At 40.8% G+C, this 19,241-nt stretch carries 22 protein-coding genes; 14 read left to right on the forward strand and 8 right to left on the reverse strand.

The window, feature by feature from the left end:
• Window positions 1–41: 41 nt before the first annotated feature.
• Window positions 42–383 (reverse strand): Grx4 family monothiol glutaredoxin, encoded by a 342-nt coding sequence (gene grxD, locus SE27_RS09810; RefSeq protein WP_039622949.1) that lies wholly within the window; start codon window positions 381–383, stop codon window positions 42–44.
• 161 nt (window positions 384–544) lie between these two features.
• On the opposite strand from grxD, the gene SE27_RS09815 reads away from it, so the two are divergent.
• Window positions 545–1,756, forward strand: a complete 1,212-nt coding sequence (locus SE27_RS09815) for an aspartate aminotransferase family protein (RefSeq protein ID WP_039622950.1) — start codon at window positions 545–547, stop codon at window positions 1,754–1,756.
• 59 nt (window positions 1,757–1,815) lie between these two features.
• Here SE27_RS09815 and SE27_RS09820 read toward each other — a convergent pair whose 3' ends face one another.
• The 3 genes from SE27_RS09820 to surE form a co-directional block, all read right to left on the reverse strand.
• Window positions 1,816–2,745, reverse strand: a complete 930-nt coding sequence (locus SE27_RS09820; RefSeq protein ID WP_039622952.1) for a LysR family transcriptional regulator — start codon at window positions 2,743–2,745, stop codon at window positions 1,816–1,818.
• A gap of 92 nt (window positions 2,746–2,837) precedes the next feature.
• Window positions 2,838–3,650 carry a peptidoglycan DD-metalloendopeptidase family protein gene (locus SE27_RS09825; protein WP_039622954.1) on the reverse strand — a complete coding sequence of 271 codons (813 nt, stop codon included), beginning with the start codon at window positions 3,648–3,650 and terminating at the stop codon, window positions 2,838–2,840.
• A gap of 109 nt (window positions 3,651–3,759) precedes the next feature.
• On the reverse strand, window positions 3,760–4,536 hold the full coding sequence (surE, locus tag SE27_RS09830) for a 5'/3'-nucleotidase SurE (protein ID WP_039622957.1): 777 nt from the start codon (window positions 4,534–4,536) through the stop codon (window positions 3,760–3,762).
• 354 nt (window positions 4,537–4,890) lie between these two features.
• Between surE and SE27_RS09835 the strand changes: the two genes are divergently transcribed.
• The 13 genes from SE27_RS09835 to SE27_RS09895 all read left to right on the forward strand — a co-directional run bounded on the left by SE27_RS09835 (window position 4,891) and on the right by SE27_RS09895 (window position 14,956).
• Complete coding sequence (locus SE27_RS09835; RefSeq protein ID WP_039622959.1) at window positions 4,891–5,265, forward strand: MCR_0457 family protein; 375 nt, start codon at window positions 4,891–4,893, stop codon at window positions 5,263–5,265.
• Between the two features lie 230 nt (window positions 5,266–5,495).
• Window positions 5,496–5,882: an MCR_0457 family protein gene (locus SE27_RS09840; protein ID WP_039622960.1), complete on the forward strand. Its 387-nt coding sequence runs from the start codon at window positions 5,496–5,498 to the stop codon at window positions 5,880–5,882.
• 117 nt (window positions 5,883–5,999) lie between these two features.
• On the forward strand, window positions 6,000–7,148 hold the full coding sequence (gene dacC, locus SE27_RS09845; RefSeq protein WP_039622961.1) for a D-alanyl-D-alanine carboxypeptidase PBP5/6: 1,149 nt from the start codon (window positions 6,000–6,002) through the stop codon (window positions 7,146–7,148).
• A 118-nt stretch (window positions 7,149–7,266) separates the two neighbouring features.
• On the forward strand, window positions 7,267–7,797 hold the full coding sequence (locus tag SE27_RS09850) for a gamma carbonic anhydrase family protein (RefSeq protein ID WP_039622962.1): 531 nt from the start codon (window positions 7,267–7,269) through the stop codon (window positions 7,795–7,797).
• A gap of 432 nt (window positions 7,798–8,229) precedes the next feature.
• Window positions 8,230–8,433: a hypothetical protein gene (locus SE27_RS09855; RefSeq protein ID WP_039622964.1), complete on the forward strand. Its 204-nt coding sequence runs from the start codon at window positions 8,230–8,232 to the stop codon at window positions 8,431–8,433.
• A gap of 111 nt (window positions 8,434–8,544) precedes the next feature.
• Window positions 8,545–8,811: a hypothetical protein gene (locus SE27_RS09860; RefSeq protein ID WP_039622966.1), complete on the forward strand. Its 267-nt coding sequence runs from the start codon at window positions 8,545–8,547 to the stop codon at window positions 8,809–8,811.
• 419 nt (window positions 8,812–9,230) lie between these two features.
• Window positions 9,231–9,446, forward strand: coding sequence for a hypothetical protein (locus tag SE27_RS09865; protein ID WP_039622971.1), 216 nt, complete (start codon window positions 9,231–9,233; stop codon window positions 9,444–9,446).
• 188 nt (window positions 9,447–9,634) lie between these two features.
• A complete protein-coding gene (locus SE27_RS09870) occupies window positions 9,635–9,871 on the forward strand; it encodes a hypothetical protein (RefSeq protein WP_039623968.1) in 237 nt (78 codons plus the stop codon).
• Window positions 9,872–10,405: 534 nt separating this feature from the next.
• The gene (locus SE27_RS09875; RefSeq protein WP_039622972.1) at window positions 10,406–10,891 is read left to right on the forward strand and encodes an NUDIX hydrolase; all 486 of its coding nucleotides are present in this window, start codon (window positions 10,406–10,408) and stop codon (window positions 10,889–10,891) included.
• A 4-nt stretch (window positions 10,892–10,895) separates the two neighbouring features.
• Window positions 10,896–12,029 carry a tRNA 2-thiouridine(34) synthase MnmA gene (gene mnmA, locus SE27_RS09880; RefSeq protein ID WP_039622973.1) on the forward strand — a complete coding sequence of 378 codons (1,134 nt, stop codon included), beginning with the start codon at window positions 10,896–10,898 and terminating at the stop codon, window positions 12,027–12,029.
• Between the two features lie 15 nt (window positions 12,030–12,044).
• Window positions 12,045–12,776 carry a high frequency lysogenization protein HflD gene (gene hflD, locus SE27_RS09885; protein WP_039622974.1) on the forward strand — a complete coding sequence of 244 codons (732 nt, stop codon included), beginning with the start codon at window positions 12,045–12,047 and terminating at the stop codon, window positions 12,774–12,776.
• A 55-nt stretch (window positions 12,777–12,831) separates the two neighbouring features.
• Complete coding sequence (purB, locus tag SE27_RS09890; protein WP_039622975.1) at window positions 12,832–14,220, forward strand: adenylosuccinate lyase; 1,389 nt, start codon at window positions 12,832–12,834, stop codon at window positions 14,218–14,220.
• Window positions 14,221–14,314: 94 nt separating this feature from the next.
• The gene (locus SE27_RS09895) at window positions 14,315–14,956 is read left to right on the forward strand and encodes a DUF2238 domain-containing protein (protein WP_039622978.1); all 642 of its coding nucleotides are present in this window, start codon (window positions 14,315–14,317) and stop codon (window positions 14,954–14,956) included.
• A 57-nt stretch (window positions 14,957–15,013) separates the two neighbouring features.
• Here the strand turns inward: SE27_RS09895 and sohB are convergent, their stop codons facing one another.
• From sohB to pstC, 4 genes are all read right to left on the reverse strand, one after another.
• Window positions 15,014–15,976, reverse strand: a complete 963-nt coding sequence (sohB, locus tag SE27_RS09900) for a protease SohB (RefSeq protein ID WP_039622980.1) — start codon at window positions 15,974–15,976, stop codon at window positions 15,014–15,016.
• A 299-nt stretch (window positions 15,977–16,275) separates the two neighbouring features.
• Window positions 16,276–17,190 (reverse strand): phosphate ABC transporter ATP-binding protein PstB, encoded by a 915-nt coding sequence (gene pstB, locus SE27_RS09905; RefSeq protein WP_039622981.1) that lies wholly within the window; start codon window positions 17,188–17,190, stop codon window positions 16,276–16,278.
• A 13-nt stretch (window positions 17,191–17,203) separates the two neighbouring features.
• Window positions 17,204–18,592: a phosphate ABC transporter permease PstA gene (gene pstA, locus SE27_RS09910; protein ID WP_039622982.1), complete on the reverse strand. Its 1,389-nt coding sequence runs from the start codon at window positions 18,590–18,592 to the stop codon at window positions 17,204–17,206.
• Window positions 18,589–19,241 (reverse strand): phosphate ABC transporter permease subunit PstC (gene pstC, locus SE27_RS14500; RefSeq protein ID WP_455549985.1); only part of this gene is annotated, 653 nt, incomplete at its 5' end. The genes pstC and pstA, both read right to left, overlap by 4 nt.

The following is a 19,241-nucleotide window of genomic DNA, read 5'->3' on the forward strand; positions in this document are numbered from 1 at the left end:
AAAAGCGCCCTACGGCGCTTTTTTTATCTATGAGGTCTGAATTAAGCTTCAGGCGCTGGACTGCATTCTTCTATTAAAGATTTCAATTCGCCTTTTTGGAACATATCCATCATGATATCGCTACCACCAATTAATTCGCCATTAATCCACAATTGTGGAAAAGTTGGCCAATTGGCAATTTGAGGTAGAATCGTGCGAATATCTTGATTTTCCAAAATATTAACATAAGCAAATGGACGACCAATTTGACTGAGTGCTTCAACCGCACGTGCAGAAAAACCACATTGTGGAAATTGCGGCGTTCCCTTCATATAAAGAAGTACAGCATGTTTTGCAATTTGGTCACGAATTAACGCTTCAGTATCGCGTACTTGTTCAGTCATTGATAAATCCTCAACTCATTTGGTGGGCATTATACCGAAAACTTAACAAAACAGTACGACTAAAGCAATATTTCCATTTTTATTTGCATTTGGGCTTTTATTCTGTAGTGGATTTTGCTTATATAAACTTTTAATTTCCTCCTAACAGATAAGAGTTAGTCATGAATAACATTACCCTTGCACCCATACAAGTTGATCAACCTTCTCATTTGATGCCAGTCTTTGGCCGTCAGCCGATCAGCTTCGTCCGCGGTCGAGGTTCTTATCTTTATACTGCAGATGGCACGGAATACTTCGATGCGCTGACCGGTATTGCGGTTTGCGGTTTAGGTCATGCACATCCCGTGATTGCCGACGCCATTGCCGATCAAGCGGCTACGCTGATTCATACCAGTAACTTATTTGAAGTGCCATGGCAAACGGCGGCGGCACAAAAGCTTGCCGAAGTCTCTGGCATGGAAGAAATTTTCTTTTCCAATAGTGGTGCAGAAGCCAACGAAGGCGCTATTAAAATTGCCCGTAAATTTGGTTGTATGCAAGGCATTGCTCGCCCTAAAATTATTGTGGCTGATCGCTCTTTTCATGGCCGTACCATGGCCACGCTAGCTGCCACTGGCAATAAAAAAGTTCAAGAAGGTTTTGGCCCCTTGGTTGAGGGCTTTATTCGTGTGCCGTTTGGTGACTTAGACGCCATTAAAGAAGCTGCTGTTCATCATCCCGATATTGTGGCTGTGTTTGTCGAGCCGATTCAAGGCGAAGGTGGTGTCAATACCGCACCTCAAGGATTCAGCTATTTAGAAGAAATTCGTCAGCTGTGTAATCAACATCAATGGTTAATGATGCTTGATGAAGTGCAAACTGGCAATGGACGTACAGGTCAATATTTTGCCTATCAACATACGCAAATTGTGCCGGATGTTTTAACCACCGCAAAAGGATTGGGCAACGGCTTCCCTATTGGCGCAGTCATGACCCAAGGCCGCGGTGTGGGTGTATTAACCGCGGGCAACCATGGCTCAACCTATAGCGGCAGCGCACTCGGTTCACGTGTGGTTTATACCGTCATTGATTTGATCCAAAAAGAAAATTTAGTTGAAAATGCAGCCCATATGGGGGCTTATATTGTTGAGCAACTCAAACAACAATTGGCCGATCAACACGTGATAGTCCGTGGCTTTGGTTTAATGATTGGGATTGAGTTGCCGAAAGCTTGTGCGCAGTTGGTCGATATTGCACGTGATGAACATCAATTAATTATTAATGTCACCGCCGGTTCAGTCATTCGTTTATTGCCGGTGTTGAATATTACGCAAACACAGGCCGATCATTTGGTTGATACACTGGTGAAAATGATTAAAAGTTTTCTAGCCTAAATATTCCTGTATAAAAACACAAAAAGCCGCAAATCGCGGCTTTTTTATAGACAGCTGTTTTATGAAACGTCTTTATACATTCTACCGCCGGGTAATTGGCAGAAATATTGTTTTAAGGCATCTAAACAGCGCTGAACTTTCATCGGTTGTTGATCTAATTTGCACACAATCGCAGATAAATTAAAATTAGGCAGTTTCCATTCTGGCAATACTTCAACCAATGCACCGCTGATTAGATCTTTTTGTACATCCAAATATAAAATACGAGCGATTCCATGCCCCTGTTGACACAAGGCTTTGGTGACCAAAACATTATTTGAGCTTAAACGTGAATTCATTTCCAAATGCACGATTTCATCGGTGTTATTGTGTTGAAAAGTGAAATATTGACAATCTTTCCTCACATTAATCGGAATTAAGTCATGCTGTTTTAAATCTTCAGGACGTGAGATGGGCGCACTCTGATTTAAATAACTCGGCGAAGCCACCAAAACCTGATCAACGCGCGCCAGTGGCACCACATGAAAGGGGGATTCTTCCAGTTTAGAACTTAAGCGTAGCGCAATATCAATGCGCTGCTCCATCAGATTGACACATTGATTATCGGCTTCTAAATGAACGGCTAAACCCCGATGTGCAGACATCCAATGAGATAATGCAGGCACAATGTGGTTTGCAGCCAATTCGGGGGTGGTGGAAATGCGCAACTCTCCCACTAAGTCATCGCGTAATTCATTAATGCGTATTCTACCGCGCTCTGCAGCGGCCAACATTTCTTGGCAACTGTGGAAAAAAGCTTGTCCGGCTTCAGTTAGACTCAACTTTCTGGTAGAGCGATATAAAAGGGTCACTTCCATCTCTTGCTCTAAAGAACGAATTTGTTGACTGACTGCACTGGTGGTAATGCCCAAACTACGCGCCGCACCACTGAATGAGTTTTTTTCCACAACACAAGCAAATACACCCATTGCTCGAAGTTGATCTAACATAAATTCCCCTTTGAAATTATGGGCCGCTTTATCTTTCGATAAAACCAACCCATTGTATTATACGGTGAAATTCAGCTATTGCATTATTTTATTTAGTTAATTGGTAAAACTTGAACTGGATCAATAGGCTTACCATCTAAACGAACTTGAAACTCAAGCATGGTACGTGTAGTTCCAGTTGAGCCCATTTCTGCAATTTTCTGTCCAGCCACGACATTATCACCACTTTTCACATTCATTTTATTGTTATGTGCATAGGCGGAAATATAGCCATCAATATGTTTAATTAAAATTAAATTACCATATTCTTTTAAGCCATCTGCAGCATAGACCACTTGACCATCTGCGGCGGCATAAATGGCATCGCCCACATTACCGGCATAGCGAATCCCTTTAATATTATTGGCCAAACTGAAGTTTTGAATCACGGCTCCCATACTTGGTTTGACCCAGCGTAAAGCTGATGCTTTAGATGATGCCACCGGAACAGTCGGCAGATTTTTAACCGCAGGCGCTGTTGTGGTCTTGGCTGGATAAGTCGCGACGGTTTGACGTTGAATCGGTGCCGCTTGCGTGACCGCTTGAGTGCTGGTCGTTGGGCGAGAAGCCGAGGTTTTTAAACGCAACGATTGCCCGACGTAAATACGATATGGCGGCGCAATATCATTCATCTCTGCCACGCTGACATATCCTAATCCATAACGCGCAGCGATGGCGCTTAACGTATCGCCAGATCGAACGGTATAATAACCGGGCGCAGTGGCATAACGTGTGGTGTTATTCACTTGCGGTTTAGATGCACAGCCAGTCAAAATTACCGTAGACAGCGCAGCGCTAGACAATAGAATAATTTTTAACAACCCTGAAGGCCGAGCAAATAAGCGATACGCAGACAATAAGTGCATTAATCTTCCTCTGTACATATAAATGTATTTATTGATTTGCGCTAAGGTTAACAAAAAAGTATATGAAAAATTATTTCGGTTGTACATTTTCACAAAGTTATAACACTACTCAATCCGATTTAGAAAACTGCGTATGTAATGTATGCAAAATTTCATAATTGGTGGCATCCATTTGAATTGGAGTAATACTGACAAAGCCATGCGCTACTGCAAAAAAGTCCGATTCAATTTCAGTCATGCCCTTTTTCGGCTCTGTCACAGCTTCACCGGATAAGCCAATCCAATACACTTGACGACCACGTGGGTCAACATGACTGGTGATTGGCTTGGACTGACTGCGCTGTCCTTGATAGGTGATTTTTGCACCTTGTAGCTCAGCGACATCAGGAATATTAATATTTAAAATATGCCGTGGCGGAACTGGGGGTAAACCTGCTTCAATAAAATCATGTACCCATTTTGCCGCTTGTGCGTAATCTTGAGCGGTATCATAAGAACGTACATTATGCCCCGCCAAAGATACTGCGATGGCGGGTTGCTTCATTAAACGCCCTTCAAAAGCCGCGCCGACGGTGCCTGAATACAGCACGTCATCCCCTAAATTAGCACCACTATTAATACCACTGACCACCAGATCAAATTCAAAATCAAATAAGCCATTCATGGATAAATACACGCAATCGGCTGGTGTGCCGTTAACCGCCCAGACATCGGGTGAGATTTGAATGGGCCGTAAAGGACGATCTAAAGTTAATGCACTGGAAAAACCACTGCGTTCACTTTCAGGGGCAACCACCACCACACGTCCCAGCGGCGCTAAAGCGTGTGCCAGTGCCTGAATACCGGGAGCAAAAACACCATCATCATTGGCAATTAATATATTCACTTAAAAACTCTCAAAAGGTGGATTAAATTGTTCAGTTAAGGTCTGGGTTAAATTTGGCTGTAAGCCATCTATATATGAAAGCTTACGCCATTAAAAAATATGCGCGCAAGCAAAAGTGCGGTTTGCTGTTTGAACCGTTAAAATGAATGACCATTGCAGATCAACATCAATCAAGCAAAAAGTCATCCCACGGCTTTAAAACCAAATGCCATCTTTACACAGTTAAAGCCAACTGCATCACCAAATACGCAGTTTTTAAGGTTAAAAAATGATAAGTCAGAATATTTGATTGAATAAACCAAAGAAGTATATATATTTAAGCCCGACATCCATTCAACATATGTGACTCAAAAAATGATTAAAACAATTTCATTTCGTGGCTTAGTGGTTTTAGCTACAGCGGTACTGTTATCTCCTGCGGTGTTGGCCAATTCAGTATTATCTCCAGCTGAAGCCAATACGATTATTAAAGAAGATATTGCTTCCATTCAAGTTATGGCTGAAATGTGCCCAGCAATTATCGGCAAAAATGCTAAATTTGATCAAAATATTCAAAAATTGATCCAAGCTGCCCTACAAGACCATGCGGATAAATCTCTGAACTACGATCAGCTTCAAACAGATACAGAATATAAGTCTGTACTCAATGAAGCACGTGCAGATGCAAAAGACACACCGAAAGATGAACAAAAATTAGTTTGTGCTGATGTCCTTGATTTCGCAGGCTAATCGATAGTCCGTTGATCCTGCAATATTCAGCTGATTGGATATTTCAGTTATCGCTATATGTAGCATAACGCTTCTGATCTGAGGCGTTATTCAAACAAATTTCATCTAAGAAACTTCATTAATCCTTCATTTTTCAACAGCCTCAATACATTTGTGTACTTTTAATTGCTTAAAAAATTGTTAAGCTTACTTTTATTATTCTTTGTTTACATCATTTAGGTTGGCTGAAAATGAAATTATCTGTTGTTAAATCTTTGTCTTTAGGCTTACTCACCACCTGTATGACACTGTCAGTTACACACGCGGCTAAATCGTCAGATGAAAATATTGAAGTGACCCCAACACAAGAAGTCACCCAGCAAGAACTTGCCGCTATTTATGTTTTTTCAGAAATCTGTCCAAAATTAATCAAAGACGATGGGCAATTTCAAACAGGCTATGCCAAATTGGCACACGAGTATTTACCTCAAGAACAAAATGCAGTGACCGCGCTGAAAAAAATCACTCAGCAAAAAAACTTTAAAAGTATTTTAGCCGAAGCTCGAAGCGACGCGAAAAAAGCCGGTGATAGCAAGAACCTGCAAATCTGCCAAGATGTCAGCACATACGGTAATTAATACCAATTGGTTACAATACTTTTGAAATAAGCCGATTTCCCCCATAGAAGTCGGTCTAGCTTTATCCTAAAATGCTAGGCTCTTTGTGCTTATATTAAGATATTGGAATCACCTAGAATGACCCACAAAAGCGCCATTGCTGCCTTATTGCTATTACCGAGTTTTACTTACGCAGCAACTGTCCTATCTGCACCGCCAGAGCTTAATAATAAATCTTATGTTTTGATGGACTATGAGACGGGTCAAATTCTCGCCTCAAAAAATGAAAATGAAAAATTAGCCCCAGCGTCAATGACCAAGATGATGACCAGTTATATCATCGAACAAAAGTTGTTGAGCGGCGATCTCACGGAAGATGAAAAAGTTCGGATGAACGAATCTGCATGGTGTCGTGGCAGTAGCACGGAATCATGTATGTATGTTCCGCTCAATGGAACAGCAACAGCACTTGAGATGCTACGTGGGATTATTATTCAATCCGGTAATGATGCTTCTAAAGCCATGGCAGAGCATATTGCCGGCAATGAAGGTACCTTTGCGCATATGATGAACCAAGAAGCAAAACGTATTGGCATGACCAATACCAGCTTCATTAACTCAACCGGTATGCCGGCTGAGGGTCATTATTCTACCGCTAAAGATATGGCCACTTTGGCCCAACATATCATTCATGACAGTTCAAAATATTATCCTATTTATTCTGAAAAAGAATTTACCTTTAATGGCATTAAACAAGGTAACCGTAATGCCTTGTTGTATACCGACCCAAGTGTGGACGGCCTTAAAACCGGTCACACCAATGAAGCCGGTTATTGCTTAACCACGTCAGCAAAACGTGGCCCGATGCGGTTAATTTCTGTGATTTTTGGCGCCACCAGTATGAATGAACGTGCCTCACAAACACGTGAAATTTTATCGTGGGGTTATGCCAACTTTGAAACGGTGAAAGTGCAACCAGCCAATCAAGTGTTAGCCAAAGCCAAAGTTTGGTATGGTAAAGAAAATGATGTCAAAATTGGTTTGGCTGAAAATTTCAATGTCACTATGCCAAAAGGCCAAGCCGATGCGATTAAAACGCAATTGGTGGTACAACCAAAACTCACCGCTCCGCTTAAAAAAGGTCAAGTGGTCGGTAAATTTGTTGCCAGTTTAAATGGTAAAGTTATTTCAGAAAAACCATTGATTGCGCTTCAAAATATTGAAGAAGCCGGTTTTTTTTCAAAAATGATCGACCATATCAAACAGTTTTTTAGCAACTTATTTTAATTAAAGCTCAACATTTCCACTTCGCTTTAAACTAAGATAAAGCACTCAGCCTTTGGTCTGGGTGCTTTTTTGTTCTATACTTTCATTCATCTTTGCTCACTCTTTATTTCATAAACCCATGAAAAATAATATTCGACCTTATTTAAGCCATACGCCAAAAATTGATTCTAGTTGCTATATTGATGAAAGCGCTGTGCTGATTGGCGAGGTTTGCTTGGCTGAAAATGTCTCTGTTTGGCCTTTTGCGGTGATTCGAGGGGATGTCAATTTCATCCAAATTGGGAAAAATTCTAACGTACAAGATCATGTGATGTTGCATGTCAGTCATAAAAATGCCGCAAAACCCCAAGGCTCGCCACTGGTGATTGGTGAAGATGTGACAATTGCACATCATGTAACATTACACGGCTGCACCATCGGGAATCGTGTTTTGATTGGCATCAATAGCATTGTGCTGGATGATGTGATTATTGAAGATGATGTCATGATTGGCGCAGGCTCATTAGTACCGCCGCGCAAAGTATTAAAAAGTGGTTATTTATATGTCGGCAGTCCGGTACAACAAGTGCGCGCGCTAACTGAGAAAGAAATAGCCTTCTTATCTTATTCTGCGCAAAACTACGTCAAAGTCATGCAAAACTATAAATAAGCTGAACCATTATAAATCTTTACATCAGATGATCTATATAAAGATTAAGTACAGGCAACTGAGTCTGCATCCTTTTATTTTTAATTTGCGGTGTGATGTAGCAATTGCATCAATTGATACATCCTAAAAAATAAACTTCTTGTTAAGCCGTTAAATGCCAATGTATCGTGATGGATTAAACATTAAATATCTCGTTTTAAGCCTATCTTTATAAAGCTAAAAGTAATGCCAGATACTGAACTTGCATACACTGTAGGGCTTATTGCTACTCTGTGTGGGCAAAATCCTCGTGACTTATACAGCAATTTCGAGAAAGACCTAGTAAAAGTAGGGTTTATTTGCAATGAAAATGAGTTAGTTATGACACATCACATAAAGAAAGTATAAGATAGATACTCAAACATATTATTAGAATCTTATGTGAGCAAAAACATGGCTAAAAATTTTGTAATTCGATTCGCTAGTGTTCTTTTCCTAGTGATTCTATTTTCCGCACTTGCTATTCATTTCTTATTTTCAGCGGGAATAACCGTTGTTTTATGGATCTTTGCATTCCCTATTATTCTGGTAATTCCTATTTTTGTCTCTGTGGCATTGGCAAGTGATGAAGAACTGGGCGTTCTTGCGCATAAATAAAGATTTAAAAGAATTATCCTGTTTAATTAAAGCCCAGCTTTAATTAAACACTACAATTAAATTTTTAAATTGTGTGATAATTTGACTAAAATATTCGATAGATCGATAACAATGCGTAGAAAATTTGAACCAGACGTTTTAAATCAAGTTTATTATTTCTTAAAAGAACGAATGATCTATGATAAGCCGAGTCCTCATTTATGTGTGATTGATTTTTTCTCTGAACTACACTTGGGTACAAAAGAGCAGTTTCAATACAGCTCTCCAAGTAAAATTCATGGAAATTTTGGGGAAATTAAAATCATCAATCTGATTAATGTGCCCGATTATAGTAATCAAGAGCAATTTGTGGCTTGGGCGCATAAAATCTTAAACTGATTTCAATGCTCTAAAATACTCGTGCTCTATGTAATTTAAATTCAATAGATAACAAATACTTGTATTAAATTATTATAGAGCGCTATAAAGGTTAGGTTGCGTTACCACAACACAAGCTTTATCAGAGTAAATCATTGACACAAAAAGCCTAATAGTCATGTTAGGCTTTTTTAATACCTATAGATTTGTACCATAAGTGCAGATAAAGGCTGAATGCTTAAGATCTTGTTTGGATGAGCTATCTATTAATATGCATAATCAATTAGCATCCGTTCTTTCAATAAATTTTTTGAATGAATCATTCGGGTGCATATAAAATATTTTTCCAGAAATATTTAGAACTAAGATCAACAATTAAACGCAGTATAAAAATTAGCCATGTTCTTATAAGATAAACGATTGTATAAAGGAGAGTAACGATGATTTATTTGGTTAGAAAAGTGGTTTGTGGAGATCCACAATCTCCTATATATGCCACCACCAACGAAGAAAAAGCGCTGCAAATTTACCGTGAAGTAAAACAAGATTTTCTGGATAATTTTGAGTGGCTTGAAGTGGTCTCAGTACAAGAAGATGAATTTAATATTCAGTCGGATCACATCAATCAAATACTCACCAGCTATACCGAAAAATAATCTTTTCGCCTAGATCTTTAAGGTTTAGATTTTTACATTGACGCCATGACAACATATTTACTTCAGCACAGCTGACACGAGTAAACGGTTAATATCTTCAGTGACTGATGAAAAGATCAGCTTGTTTGACACAAAAGATTCATAAAATTAAAGTATGCTATGGGTTTAAAATTTTGAGTTTAATCGAAATGCCCAACATTAATATCAAAAAGCTAGATCGACTTGTGAGTGATGCACTCGCAAAAAATCAAACGCCTGAAAAAATATTACTGGGTTATAAAACGTATGGCGAACTGATGAAAGATCGTAAGTTCTTTGAAGACGTCGCCGGTTCTGCGATGGATCCGAATAAACGCACCTATAAAAAAATTAAAATCAGAGTCACTCAAGACGATTATCAATTTGAAATAAAGTGCTCAAATTAATAGCGCTATAAAATAATTCGAACCCGATCTATCGATCGGGTTTTTATTGTGATTGTTGCGAATTTCTTAGAAAAAATAAGCAAAATTGTATACAATATTAAGAATATTCGTATACAATACATCCAGATATTAAATACAGTCTCTCGTGAAGCCGATTATTGGTTTATGGCCTGCAACTTTCCCAAGATGCAGGTCTTTTTTTATCTCAAGTTTAATTAAATTCGATGGCTTTAAATGTCAGCTGAAAACAGATAAATCACTCAGGGACTCAATGCAATGTATAAGATTTTTTAGATCAGACAATGATGCAAGATAGCTTTAGGCTGACTTAATCAAATCTGGATTGATCAGCATACTGCACGCCATAGCGCGAACTCACATCAGTTTGATGAACACTGTATAATATTGCTGATTAATGTATCACGCTAAAATATTGAATTTTTTATCTGCTATCAAGCACGCCGTGAGAAGATCGGCATAGCCACCACGCATTAAATTTCGTAGAATAGCTCTTTTACCCTCTGGTGCTTTTCAATGACCGCTTGGACTGCTCACATTACGGTTGCCACCGTGATTGAAAAAAATGGTAAATTCCTGTTTGTTGAAGAACATACTGAGGGCGTCACCCATACGGTGTTTAATCAACCGGCCGGTCATGTGGAATGCGGCGAAACCTTAATTGAAGCTGCAATTCGCGAGACCATGGAAGAAACAGGCTATGAGGTTGAAATTGAAGCCTTGCTGGGTATCTATACCTACACTCCGCCCATGTTTGCTGATCGTACTTATTATCGATTTTGCTTTTTAGCACGTGATATTCAACATCATCTAGATGCTGCACTTGATCCGGATATTCTGCGTGCTGTGTGGATGAGTCTAGATGAGTTACAAACATGCGCACGTGTGCGTAGTCCGCTGGTAATTAAAGCCGTGCAGGATGCTTTGTCTAGTCAGAAATACCCTTTATCGCTCGTTTATGAGCACCAAAATTCTCCCTTTATTTCAAATTTGGATGCCTAGTCCTATGCAACAACGTGTCATCGTCGGTATGTCTGGTGGTGTAGATTCTTCTGTTTCTGCCGCCCTTCTTCTTCAACAAGGCTATCAAGTTGAAGGTCTTTTCATGAAAAACTGGGAAGAAGATGATGGTACGGAATACTGTACGGCCATGGAAGACTTGGCCGATGCACAAGCGGTGTGCGATAAAATTGGTATTAAACTACATACCGCCAACTTTGCCATGGAATACTGGGATCGGGTATTCGAGCACTTTTTAGCTGAATATGCAGCTGGCCGTACGCCTAACCCTGATATTTTATGCAATAAAGAAATTAAATTTCGTGCCTTTTTAGATCATGCGATAAATTTAGGGGCAGATTTTATTGCCACCGGTCACTATTGCCGCCGCGGTGAAACCGCAACCAATTCACGCGGTGAACAGTACGCTCCATTACTGCGTGGACTAGACAACAACAAAGATCAAACCTATTTTTTACATGCCGTGCATGGCCGTGAAATTAATAAAACCTTATTCCCTGTTGGGGCAATTGAAAAACCTGAAGTGCGCAGAATTGCGGAAGACTTGGGTTTAGCGACCGCCAAGAAAAAAGATTCTACCGGTATTTGTTTTATTGGTGAACGTCGTTTTAATGACTTTTTAAAACAATACTTGCCAGCACAAGCGGGAAAAATTTATCTCGATACTGGTAAAGAGGTTGGTGAACATCACGGCTTAATGTACTATACGCTCGGTCAACGTGGTGGCATCGGCTTAGGTGGTCTCAAAGGCGAATCTGAAGGCGCATGGTTTGTTTTGTATAAAGATATTGAAAATAATCGTCTAGTGATTGGTCAAGGTCATGAACATCCACTCATGCAAAGCACGGTGCTTTGGAGTGAAAGCATTGACTGGGTGGCCGGTGAACAAGATATTCCAGCAACGGGTTTCCGTTGTACTGCAAAAACCCGTTATCGCCAACCCGATCAAACGTGTACTATTTATAAAGATAGCTTAACAGATCACGCTGTACGGGTTGAGTTTGACGAACCGCAACGTGCGGTAACCCCTGGACAAAGTGTGGTGTTCTACACAGATGAAGTTTGTTTGGGTGGCGGTGTGATTCATCATACCAATGCGCCAAAACCTGATTTTATTTAAAAGGAAGTGATTGGCATGGCTGAGTTACCCTTTCAACAGCCTCAGACTTTAAATACTCGTCAAAACCGTTCTTTGGCGTTGGCAGCTGTGTTTCAATCGACGCAGCTGACCCACATGACAGCCATGGCCGGACAACACAGTATTGGTGAAAGTGGTAACTTTTATTTAGAACAACTGATTAAAGCCAGCTTAAACATTTGGCCAAGCGCCAATCAATCCTGCCAAACCCTCGATTTTTTCAATCAATTGTCCGATTTATCTTTAGGCTTAAAAACCTTAGAAGACAGCATTAATCAGCCATTTAACCCCTCTCCTAAATCCCGTTTACCGAAACTCTCCAACACCAAACTGCCGATGAGCTATGCCATGGCGTTGCTGCAATTAGAAAAAAAAGTCTATAGCAATCCTAAATTCGTTGAAATTATTGAACAATCACAGCAAAAAATTCTGAAGCAATTGTCTTTTTTTGATCATAACTATTTACATCCCAGTATTATTGCCAATCTTGCGCAAACCTATGTCGATACTGCCGGACAAATTAATCCACGTATTATGGTCAAAGGCAACGCGCAAGCGTTTAAAGATGCCTCGCACACCAATCGTATTCGCGCTTCGTTATTTACCGGTCTACAAATGGCGCATTTATGGCGTCAAATGGGTGGTAGCTCATGGAGTATGATTTTTAGTAAGCGCAAGCTACTTCAAGACATTCAAGATCTTGCTCGTTTACAGTATCAGGTGGTTTAACTGATGCCGTTTCGGGCTTTGTTGTACGTTTAATTCCAAAGTTTAGGGAATCACTATGAACGCTTTAACCGCACTTTCTCCATTAGATGGACGTTACGCCAGCAAATGTGATGCGCTACGTCCCTTTCTCTCAGAGTTTGGTTTAATCCATGCCCGTGTAACCGTGGAGGTGCGTTGGTTACAAGCGCTGGCCAATCGTCCTGAAATCACCGAAGTTCCAGCGTTCTCAAACGAGACCAATGCTGCATTAGATGCCATTGTGACTGATTTTTCTGAAGATGATGCCAACCGTATTAAAGAGATTGAACGTACCACCAACCACGATGTTAAAGCAGTTGAGTATTTCTTAAAAGAAAAAATTGCCCCTATTCATGAGTTAAAAGATGCCGGTGAATTTATTCATTTTGCCTGTACTTCTGAAGATATCAACAACTTGTCACATGCTTTAATGCTGAAAAATGGTCGTGAAGTACTGGTTGCATCTATGCAAAGTATTATTGATGCCATTGCCACTTTGGCTGAAACGCATGCTGAACAAGCCATGTTGTCGCGTACCCATGGCCAAACGGCAAGCCCAACGACGTTGGGTAAAGAAATGGCCAACGTGGCTTATCGTCTTGCACGCCAAATCAAGCAATTTAACCAAGTTGAATTGTTGGGTAAAATTAATGGTGCGGTGGGTAACTACAATGCCCATTACTCTGCTTATCCCGACATTAACTGGCCGGCACATGCCCAAGATTTTGTAGAATCTTTAGGTTTGGCTTTTAACCCGTACACCACACAAATTGAACCACATGATTACATGGCGGAACTTTTTGATGCTTTACGTCGTTTTAACACCATTTTGATCGATTTTAACCGTGATGTTTGGGGTTATATCTCTTTAGGTTTCTTCAAGCAACGTTTAAAAGAAGGTGAAGTGGGTTCATCTACCATGCCGCACAAAGTGAACCCGATTGACTTTGAAAACTCAGAAGGTAACTTAGGTTTAGCCAATGCAGTACTTGCGCATTTAGGTGAAAAACTACCAATTTCTCGCTGGCAGCGTGACTTAACTGACTCAACGGTACTACGTAATATGGGCGTGGGTTTTGCACAAAGCTTAATCGCCTTTGATGCCTGCTTAAAAGGTATTGGTAAATTAGAACTGAATGCTGCGCGTATTGCTGAAGATTTAGATCATGCACAAGAAGTCTTGGCTGAACCGATCCAAACTGTGATGCGTCGTTATAATGTGGAAAAACCCTACGAAAAATTAAAAGCACTGACCCGTGGTCAAGCCATGACGCGTGACATGATGGTCGATTTCGTTAATGGCAATGAGCTTGAAGCCGTTCCAGCGACTGATCGTGCGCGTTTAGCCACAATGACACCGGCCACCTATACTGGGAATGCCGCTGAACAAGCCAAACAAATTAAAGTACTCATCGCTAAAATTTAATTTCTTCATGGATTGAATTTTACTGATAAAAAGCGAAGCTCCGGCTTCGTTTTTTTATTATACTTTGCAATATTTTATAGTTGAAAATTACACAATGATTGAATATCAACTGACGTTGAAACACTGGCTTGTTTTAGCGCTACTAGCCATTGCGGTGATCATTGCAACTATTCAACCACTAGAATTTTCTGCTTATCTATTGCATCAAATTGGCACCGTTTTAATGTTAATAGTGCTGTTTATCTGTTTAAAAAAAATTGGACTCAGCTTTTATAGTTTTTGCTTTTATAATTTATTCTTACTGATTCATATTCTGGGTGCGCATTATCTGTATTCGTATGTGCCTTATAACGAATGGTTTCAACAGTTATTTAATGTTGATTTAAACCAGTCGATGAACTGGACGCGTAATATGTATGATCGTTTGGTACATCTTAGCTATGGTATTTTGCTGTATCCATTTTTCTACCGGCTATTTCAAGTGTGGCTGCCAAGCCTTAAAGCATCAGTTATTTTATTATTGGTCATTCAATTTGTCATGGCCAGCAGTCTCATTTATGAATGGTTAGAATGGTGGATTGCACTGGGTTTATCACCGACAGATGCTGAAAATTATAATGGACAACAAGGTGATATTTGGGATGCGCACACCGATATGTTCTTGGCAACGCTGGGCGCCATCTTAAGCGGTACATTGCTGTTTAGACATAACAATAAAAGCTCAATCCACAACTAAAAAAAAGCCCATCGGTTAAAGATGGGCTTTTTTATTTAAAAAGGTGGCTTTTTAAGCTTATAAGCGTGGATCACGCATTTGTACTAAGTTTGCATTGGCTTTGGTTAAACTCTCCAAAACTTTATTCATCACCGCAGGCACTAAACTATCTGCCATGTGTGCGGCTTGTAAACCTAATTTCTCACCTAAAGTTGGCTTACGACGCGTATCAATCACATAGACATCATGCTGTGCCAACAAGCTAAGTAAGTATTCATCCGATGTTTGCAGGGTATCAACCAAGTTGAGTTCTAGCGCATCTTTACCGTACCAATGCTCCCCCGTAGCCACCTGTTCAACATTTAATTGCGGACGATATTTTTCCACAAAATGTTTGAATAGTTCATGCGTTTGCTGCAACTCTTGTTCAAATTTGGCTTTACCCTCTTCGGTATTTTCACCAAACATGGTCACTGTGCGTTTAAATTCACCGGCAGTATACAATTCAAAATCGACATGATGCTCTTTAAGCAAGCGATTAAAGTTAGGCACTTGCGCGACCACACCAATTGAGCCGACCACCGCAAAAGGTGCAGAAACAATTTCATTGGCAATACAGGCCATCATGTAACCGCCACTGGCTGCAACTTTATCGACACAAATGGTCAGGTTAAAACCAGCATCACGCAAACGCACCAATTGGGCAGCTGCCAAGCCATAGCCATGTACCATACCGCCCGGACTTTCTAAACGCAGCACCATACGATCACGTCCAGCTTTGGCGGTGGCTAAAATAAGTGTAATTTCTTCACGTAGATGCTCTACCGCAGATGCGGCGACATCGCCTTTAAAATCGAGAATATAGACTTTTTGATTATTTTTCTTACGTAAACGTGCTTCTTTAGAGAGCTGCTGTGCCAGTTGTAGTAATTCAAATTTCGATGCTGTGGTATGCGCAATTTTTTTACGTTGTTCATTTAAACGCGCATTTAAATGGGTAATGCGAATTTCAGCGGCCAATTTAGGGGTATGGAATAACATATAAAATGATTTCTCTAATTGTATGTACAGTTGTCTTTAACATGAGGCCAAAAGCATTCAAATTCAATATGAGTTTTATAAATGACCAGTCATTTAATTTTTCTGCTCTATTTTTCAGTGAAAATCGTAGCCATTCCCCGCTTATCGTTTTAACCAAAAACTGTACTCAAATACACGCATCTTAAATACTAAAAATGATCAGCCATAAAAAACACCCTAATATCGAAACAAAAATGCTTCAGCACTAGAGTGGTAATTTCTACAAGCAGATGATTGTAGGCTTTAAATCGTCTTTTTAACTAACCGAAACGGCCTGTAATATAGGCTTCGGTCAACTGATGATCCGGCTGCGTAAAAACTTTTTCTGTGGCATTAACTTCAATTAAATCACCCAAATGAAAGTAAGCAGTACGATCGGAGACACGTGCCGCCTGTTGCATGGAATGCGTCACAATGGCGATGGTATATTGCGTCGACAGCTCAGAAATAAGTTCTTCAATTTTTGCCGTGGCAATCGGATCCAATGCCGAACATGGCTCATCCATTAAAATTACTTCGGGGCTGACTGCAATGGTGCGGGCAATACATAAACGCTGCTGCTGTCCACCCGACAGTCCTGTGCCCGGTTGGTTTAAACGATCTTTCACTTCATTCCAGAGGCCTGCTTTATGTAAACTATTTTCAACAATTTCTTCTAAATCATATTTATCGCGCGCTAAACCATGCAGTTTTGGACCGTAAGCCACGTTGTCAAAAATAGATTTCGGAAAAGGATTGGGTTTTTGAAAGACCATACCCACTTGCGCACGCAGCAGCACTACATCCAGACTCGGATCATAAATATCTTGATTATCCAGCATGACTTTGCCGGTGACACGGCAAGAATCAATGGTATCATTCATACGGTTTAAGGTACGTAAAAAAGTCGATTTACCACAACCGGACGGCCCAATAAATGCAATCACTTCATTTTCATAGATGTTTAAATCAATGCCTTTAATGGCCTCTGCTTGACCATAATAAACATGTACATCTGTGGTGCTCAGCTTAACACTGGCCGTTTTAGGCTGCTTTTGTAGCGCTTCTGGCATACTAAATTGAGAAATAAAGGAGGTGCTTTTTGACTTTTCATCGACCAATGCGGCATTGGATTGGCTGTGTTGTGGATTCATGAATTGATCCTGCTCTAAAGTTTTTTTCATTTCAGTCTTCATTGATTATCCTCGTTTACCAGCGCACTTCAAATTTCTTACGTAACCAAATGGCCAAGCTGTTTAAACCAACCATCAGTGCCAATAACACAATAATGGCCGCGGCAGTACGTCCTTCAAAAAAGTTACGTAATTCATTGCCCTGCCATAAGAAAATTTGTACTGGCAAAGCGGTAGATTGATCCAATGGCGTCGCCGGTACACTGGCAACAAATGCGCTCATTCCAATTAATAGTAAGGGTGCTGTTTCGCCTAAGGCTTGTGCCACACCAATAATGGCACCGGTTAAGATTCCGGGAATGGCCAGTGGCAGGACATGGTGAAATATGGTTTGTACGCGAGATGCGCCTAAACCCAATGCTGCTTGACGAATAGAGGGTGGTACGGCTTTCAGTGAGGCGCGTGTGGTAATAATCACCGTCGGCAGTGTCATTAAACTTAACACCAAACCACCGACCAAAGGTGCAGAGATGGGAAGATGCATCCAACCGATAAAAATAGCCGCACCCAGCAAACCAAATACAATGGAAGGTACCGCGGCCAAGTTATTAATATTCACCTCCACCACATCAGTGAGGAAGTTCTTCGGCGCAAACTCTTCTAGATAAATGGCTGAGGCGACACCGACTGGAATCGAGATAAAAATCACGATACACATCATAAACAAGGAACCGACAATGGCACCCGCCAACCCTGATGTTGCAGGTGAACTGCGTGAATCGGGATTGGTAAAAATATTGGTATTAAAGGTATTTTCAAGCACACCTTGAGCTTTTAAGCGATCGGCCAATTGACGTACTTCTGGACTTAATTGCTGCTGATCATCCGGTAAAGAGCGATCAATATTGCCGGCCAACCACACATCAACATTGGCATCGGCTAAAATATTCAATTGTTTTTTCTGACCAATCAAGGCGGGATCTGCCAAGACCAAATCACGTAATCGATAAGTTTCTGAGCTGGTGTATAAGCTGCTCAGTTCATCCCACTGAGCGGCAACGCTCGGATCTTTGCCAATTAAGCCATTGATAATCAGCGCGTCCCAATCCACTGTGCCCATTTCAGTTTGCCAAGCAATATAACGCTGTTGAAACAGTGCGGGTGATTCACCTTCTTTTTGAACTGGTTTTGCACCAACATGAATAATCGTGGGATCAAAATAGATCGGCACGGTCATACTGGTTTGCCAAAATGCCGGTAAACCTTTGATTAAAATACTACCAAACAGCAGTATCACAAAAAATAAACCAGTGACGACCGCAGAAAAACCGGAAACACGAAATATCTTTTCAGTGCGATGGCGTTTGGCTAAAGAACTGGCAATTTTACGTTTACGTTTTTCGCGCAGTTCAGCTGCAACGCGAGCATCCACAGCAGGATTGGGTACAGAATTAGAAGTGCTCATTCGTATTGCTCGCGATATTTACGCACGATATACAGTGCAACAATGTTTAAAGCCAAGGTAATCACAAACAAGGTTAAACCCAGTGCAAAGGCCACCAAAGCTTGTGGGCTGGCAAAATCAGTATCACCGGTCAGTTGATTAACAATGGTAATGGTGACGGTGGAAATGGCTTCTAAAGGATTGGCATGCAGTACTGGACTGTTGCCTGCAGCCAACACCACAATCATGGTTTCACCAATTGCACGTGATGCTGCCAGCAAAAATGCGCCAATAATTCCAGGTAATGCCGCGGGCAAGACCACCTGACGAATGGTTTCAGACTTGGTCGCGCCTAAGCCTAAAGAACCATCCCGTAGCGAGCGCGGCACTTGAGTAATAATGTCATCAGACAGTGATGAAACAAATGGAATAATCATAATTCCCATCACAAAGCCTGCGGTTAAGGCACTGGTGGCATTAATTTCCAATCCCACAGTTGCACCCAGCATTTTAAAGAATGGGCCAATTACCATCAGCGCAAATACGCCATACACAATGGTTGGAATACCGGCTAAAATCTCAATCGCGGGTTTTGCCCAAGCCCGTAAGCCCGCCGATGCATATTCTGCTAAATAAATGGCAATCATTAGCCCGACCGGAACAGCCACCA

The organism is Acinetobacter harbinensis, assembly GCF_000816495.1.
Classification (GTDB): domain Bacteria; phylum Pseudomonadota; class Gammaproteobacteria; order Pseudomonadales; family Moraxellaceae; genus Acinetobacter; species Acinetobacter harbinensis.

Bases quoted from the DNA above. Each gene is read 5' to 3' on its own strand.
- grxD (WP_039622949.1), bottom strand. From the start codon at position 383: ATGACTGAACAAGTACGCGATACTGAAGCGTTAATTCGTGACCAAATT.
- SE27_RS09815 (WP_039622950.1), top strand. From the start codon at position 545: ATGAATAACATTACCCTTGCACCCATACAAGTTGATCAACCTTCTCAT.
- SE27_RS09820 (WP_039622952.1), bottom strand. From the start codon at position 2,745: ATGTTAGATCAACTTCGAGCAATGGGTGTATTTGCTTGTGTTGTGGAA.
- SE27_RS09825 (WP_039622954.1), bottom strand. From the start codon at position 3,650: ATGCACTTATTGTCTGCGTATCGCTTATTTGCTCGGCCTTCAGGGTTG.
- SE27_RS09835 (WP_039622959.1), top strand. From the start codon at position 4,891: ATGATTAAAACAATTTCATTTCGTGGCTTAGTGGTTTTAGCTACAGCG.
- SE27_RS09840 (WP_039622960.1), top strand. From the start codon at position 5,496: ATGAAATTATCTGTTGTTAAATCTTTGTCTTTAGGCTTACTCACCACC.
- dacC (WP_039622961.1), top strand. From the start codon at position 6,000: ATGACCCACAAAAGCGCCATTGCTGCCTTATTGCTATTACCGAGTTTT.
- SE27_RS09850 (WP_039622962.1), top strand. From the start codon at position 7,267: ATGAAAAATAATATTCGACCTTATTTAAGCCATACGCCAAAAATTGAT.
- SE27_RS09855 (WP_039622964.1), top strand. From the start codon at position 8,230: ATGGCTAAAAATTTTGTAATTCGATTCGCTAGTGTTCTTTTCCTAGTG.
- SE27_RS09860 (WP_039622966.1), top strand. From the start codon at position 8,545: ATGCGTAGAAAATTTGAACCAGACGTTTTAAATCAAGTTTATTATTTC.
- SE27_RS09865 (WP_039622971.1), top strand. From the start codon at position 9,231: ATGATTTATTTGGTTAGAAAAGTGGTTTGTGGAGATCCACAATCTCCT.
- SE27_RS09870 (WP_039623968.1), top strand. From the start codon at position 9,635: ATGCCCAACATTAATATCAAAAAGCTAGATCGACTTGTGAGTGATGCA.
- SE27_RS09875 (WP_039622972.1), top strand. From the start codon at position 10,406: ATGACCGCTTGGACTGCTCACATTACGGTTGCCACCGTGATTGAAAAA.
- mnmA (WP_039622973.1), top strand. From the start codon at position 10,896: ATGCAACAACGTGTCATCGTCGGTATGTCTGGTGGTGTAGATTCTTCT.
- hflD (WP_039622974.1), top strand. From the start codon at position 12,045: ATGGCTGAGTTACCCTTTCAACAGCCTCAGACTTTAAATACTCGTCAA.
- purB (WP_039622975.1), top strand. From the start codon at position 12,832: ATGAACGCTTTAACCGCACTTTCTCCATTAGATGGACGTTACGCCAGC.
- SE27_RS09895 (WP_039622978.1), top strand. From the start codon at position 14,315: ATGATTGAATATCAACTGACGTTGAAACACTGGCTTGTTTTAGCGCTA.
- sohB (WP_039622980.1), bottom strand. From the start codon at position 15,976: ATGTTATTCCATACCCCTAAATTGGCCGCTGAAATTCGCATTACCCAT.
- pstB (WP_039622981.1), bottom strand. From the start codon at position 17,190: ATGAAGACTGAAATGAAAAAAACTTTAGAGCAGGATCAATTCATGAAT.
- pstA (WP_039622982.1), bottom strand. From the start codon at position 18,592: ATGAGCACTTCTAATTCTGTACCCAATCCTGCTGTGGATGCTCGCGTT.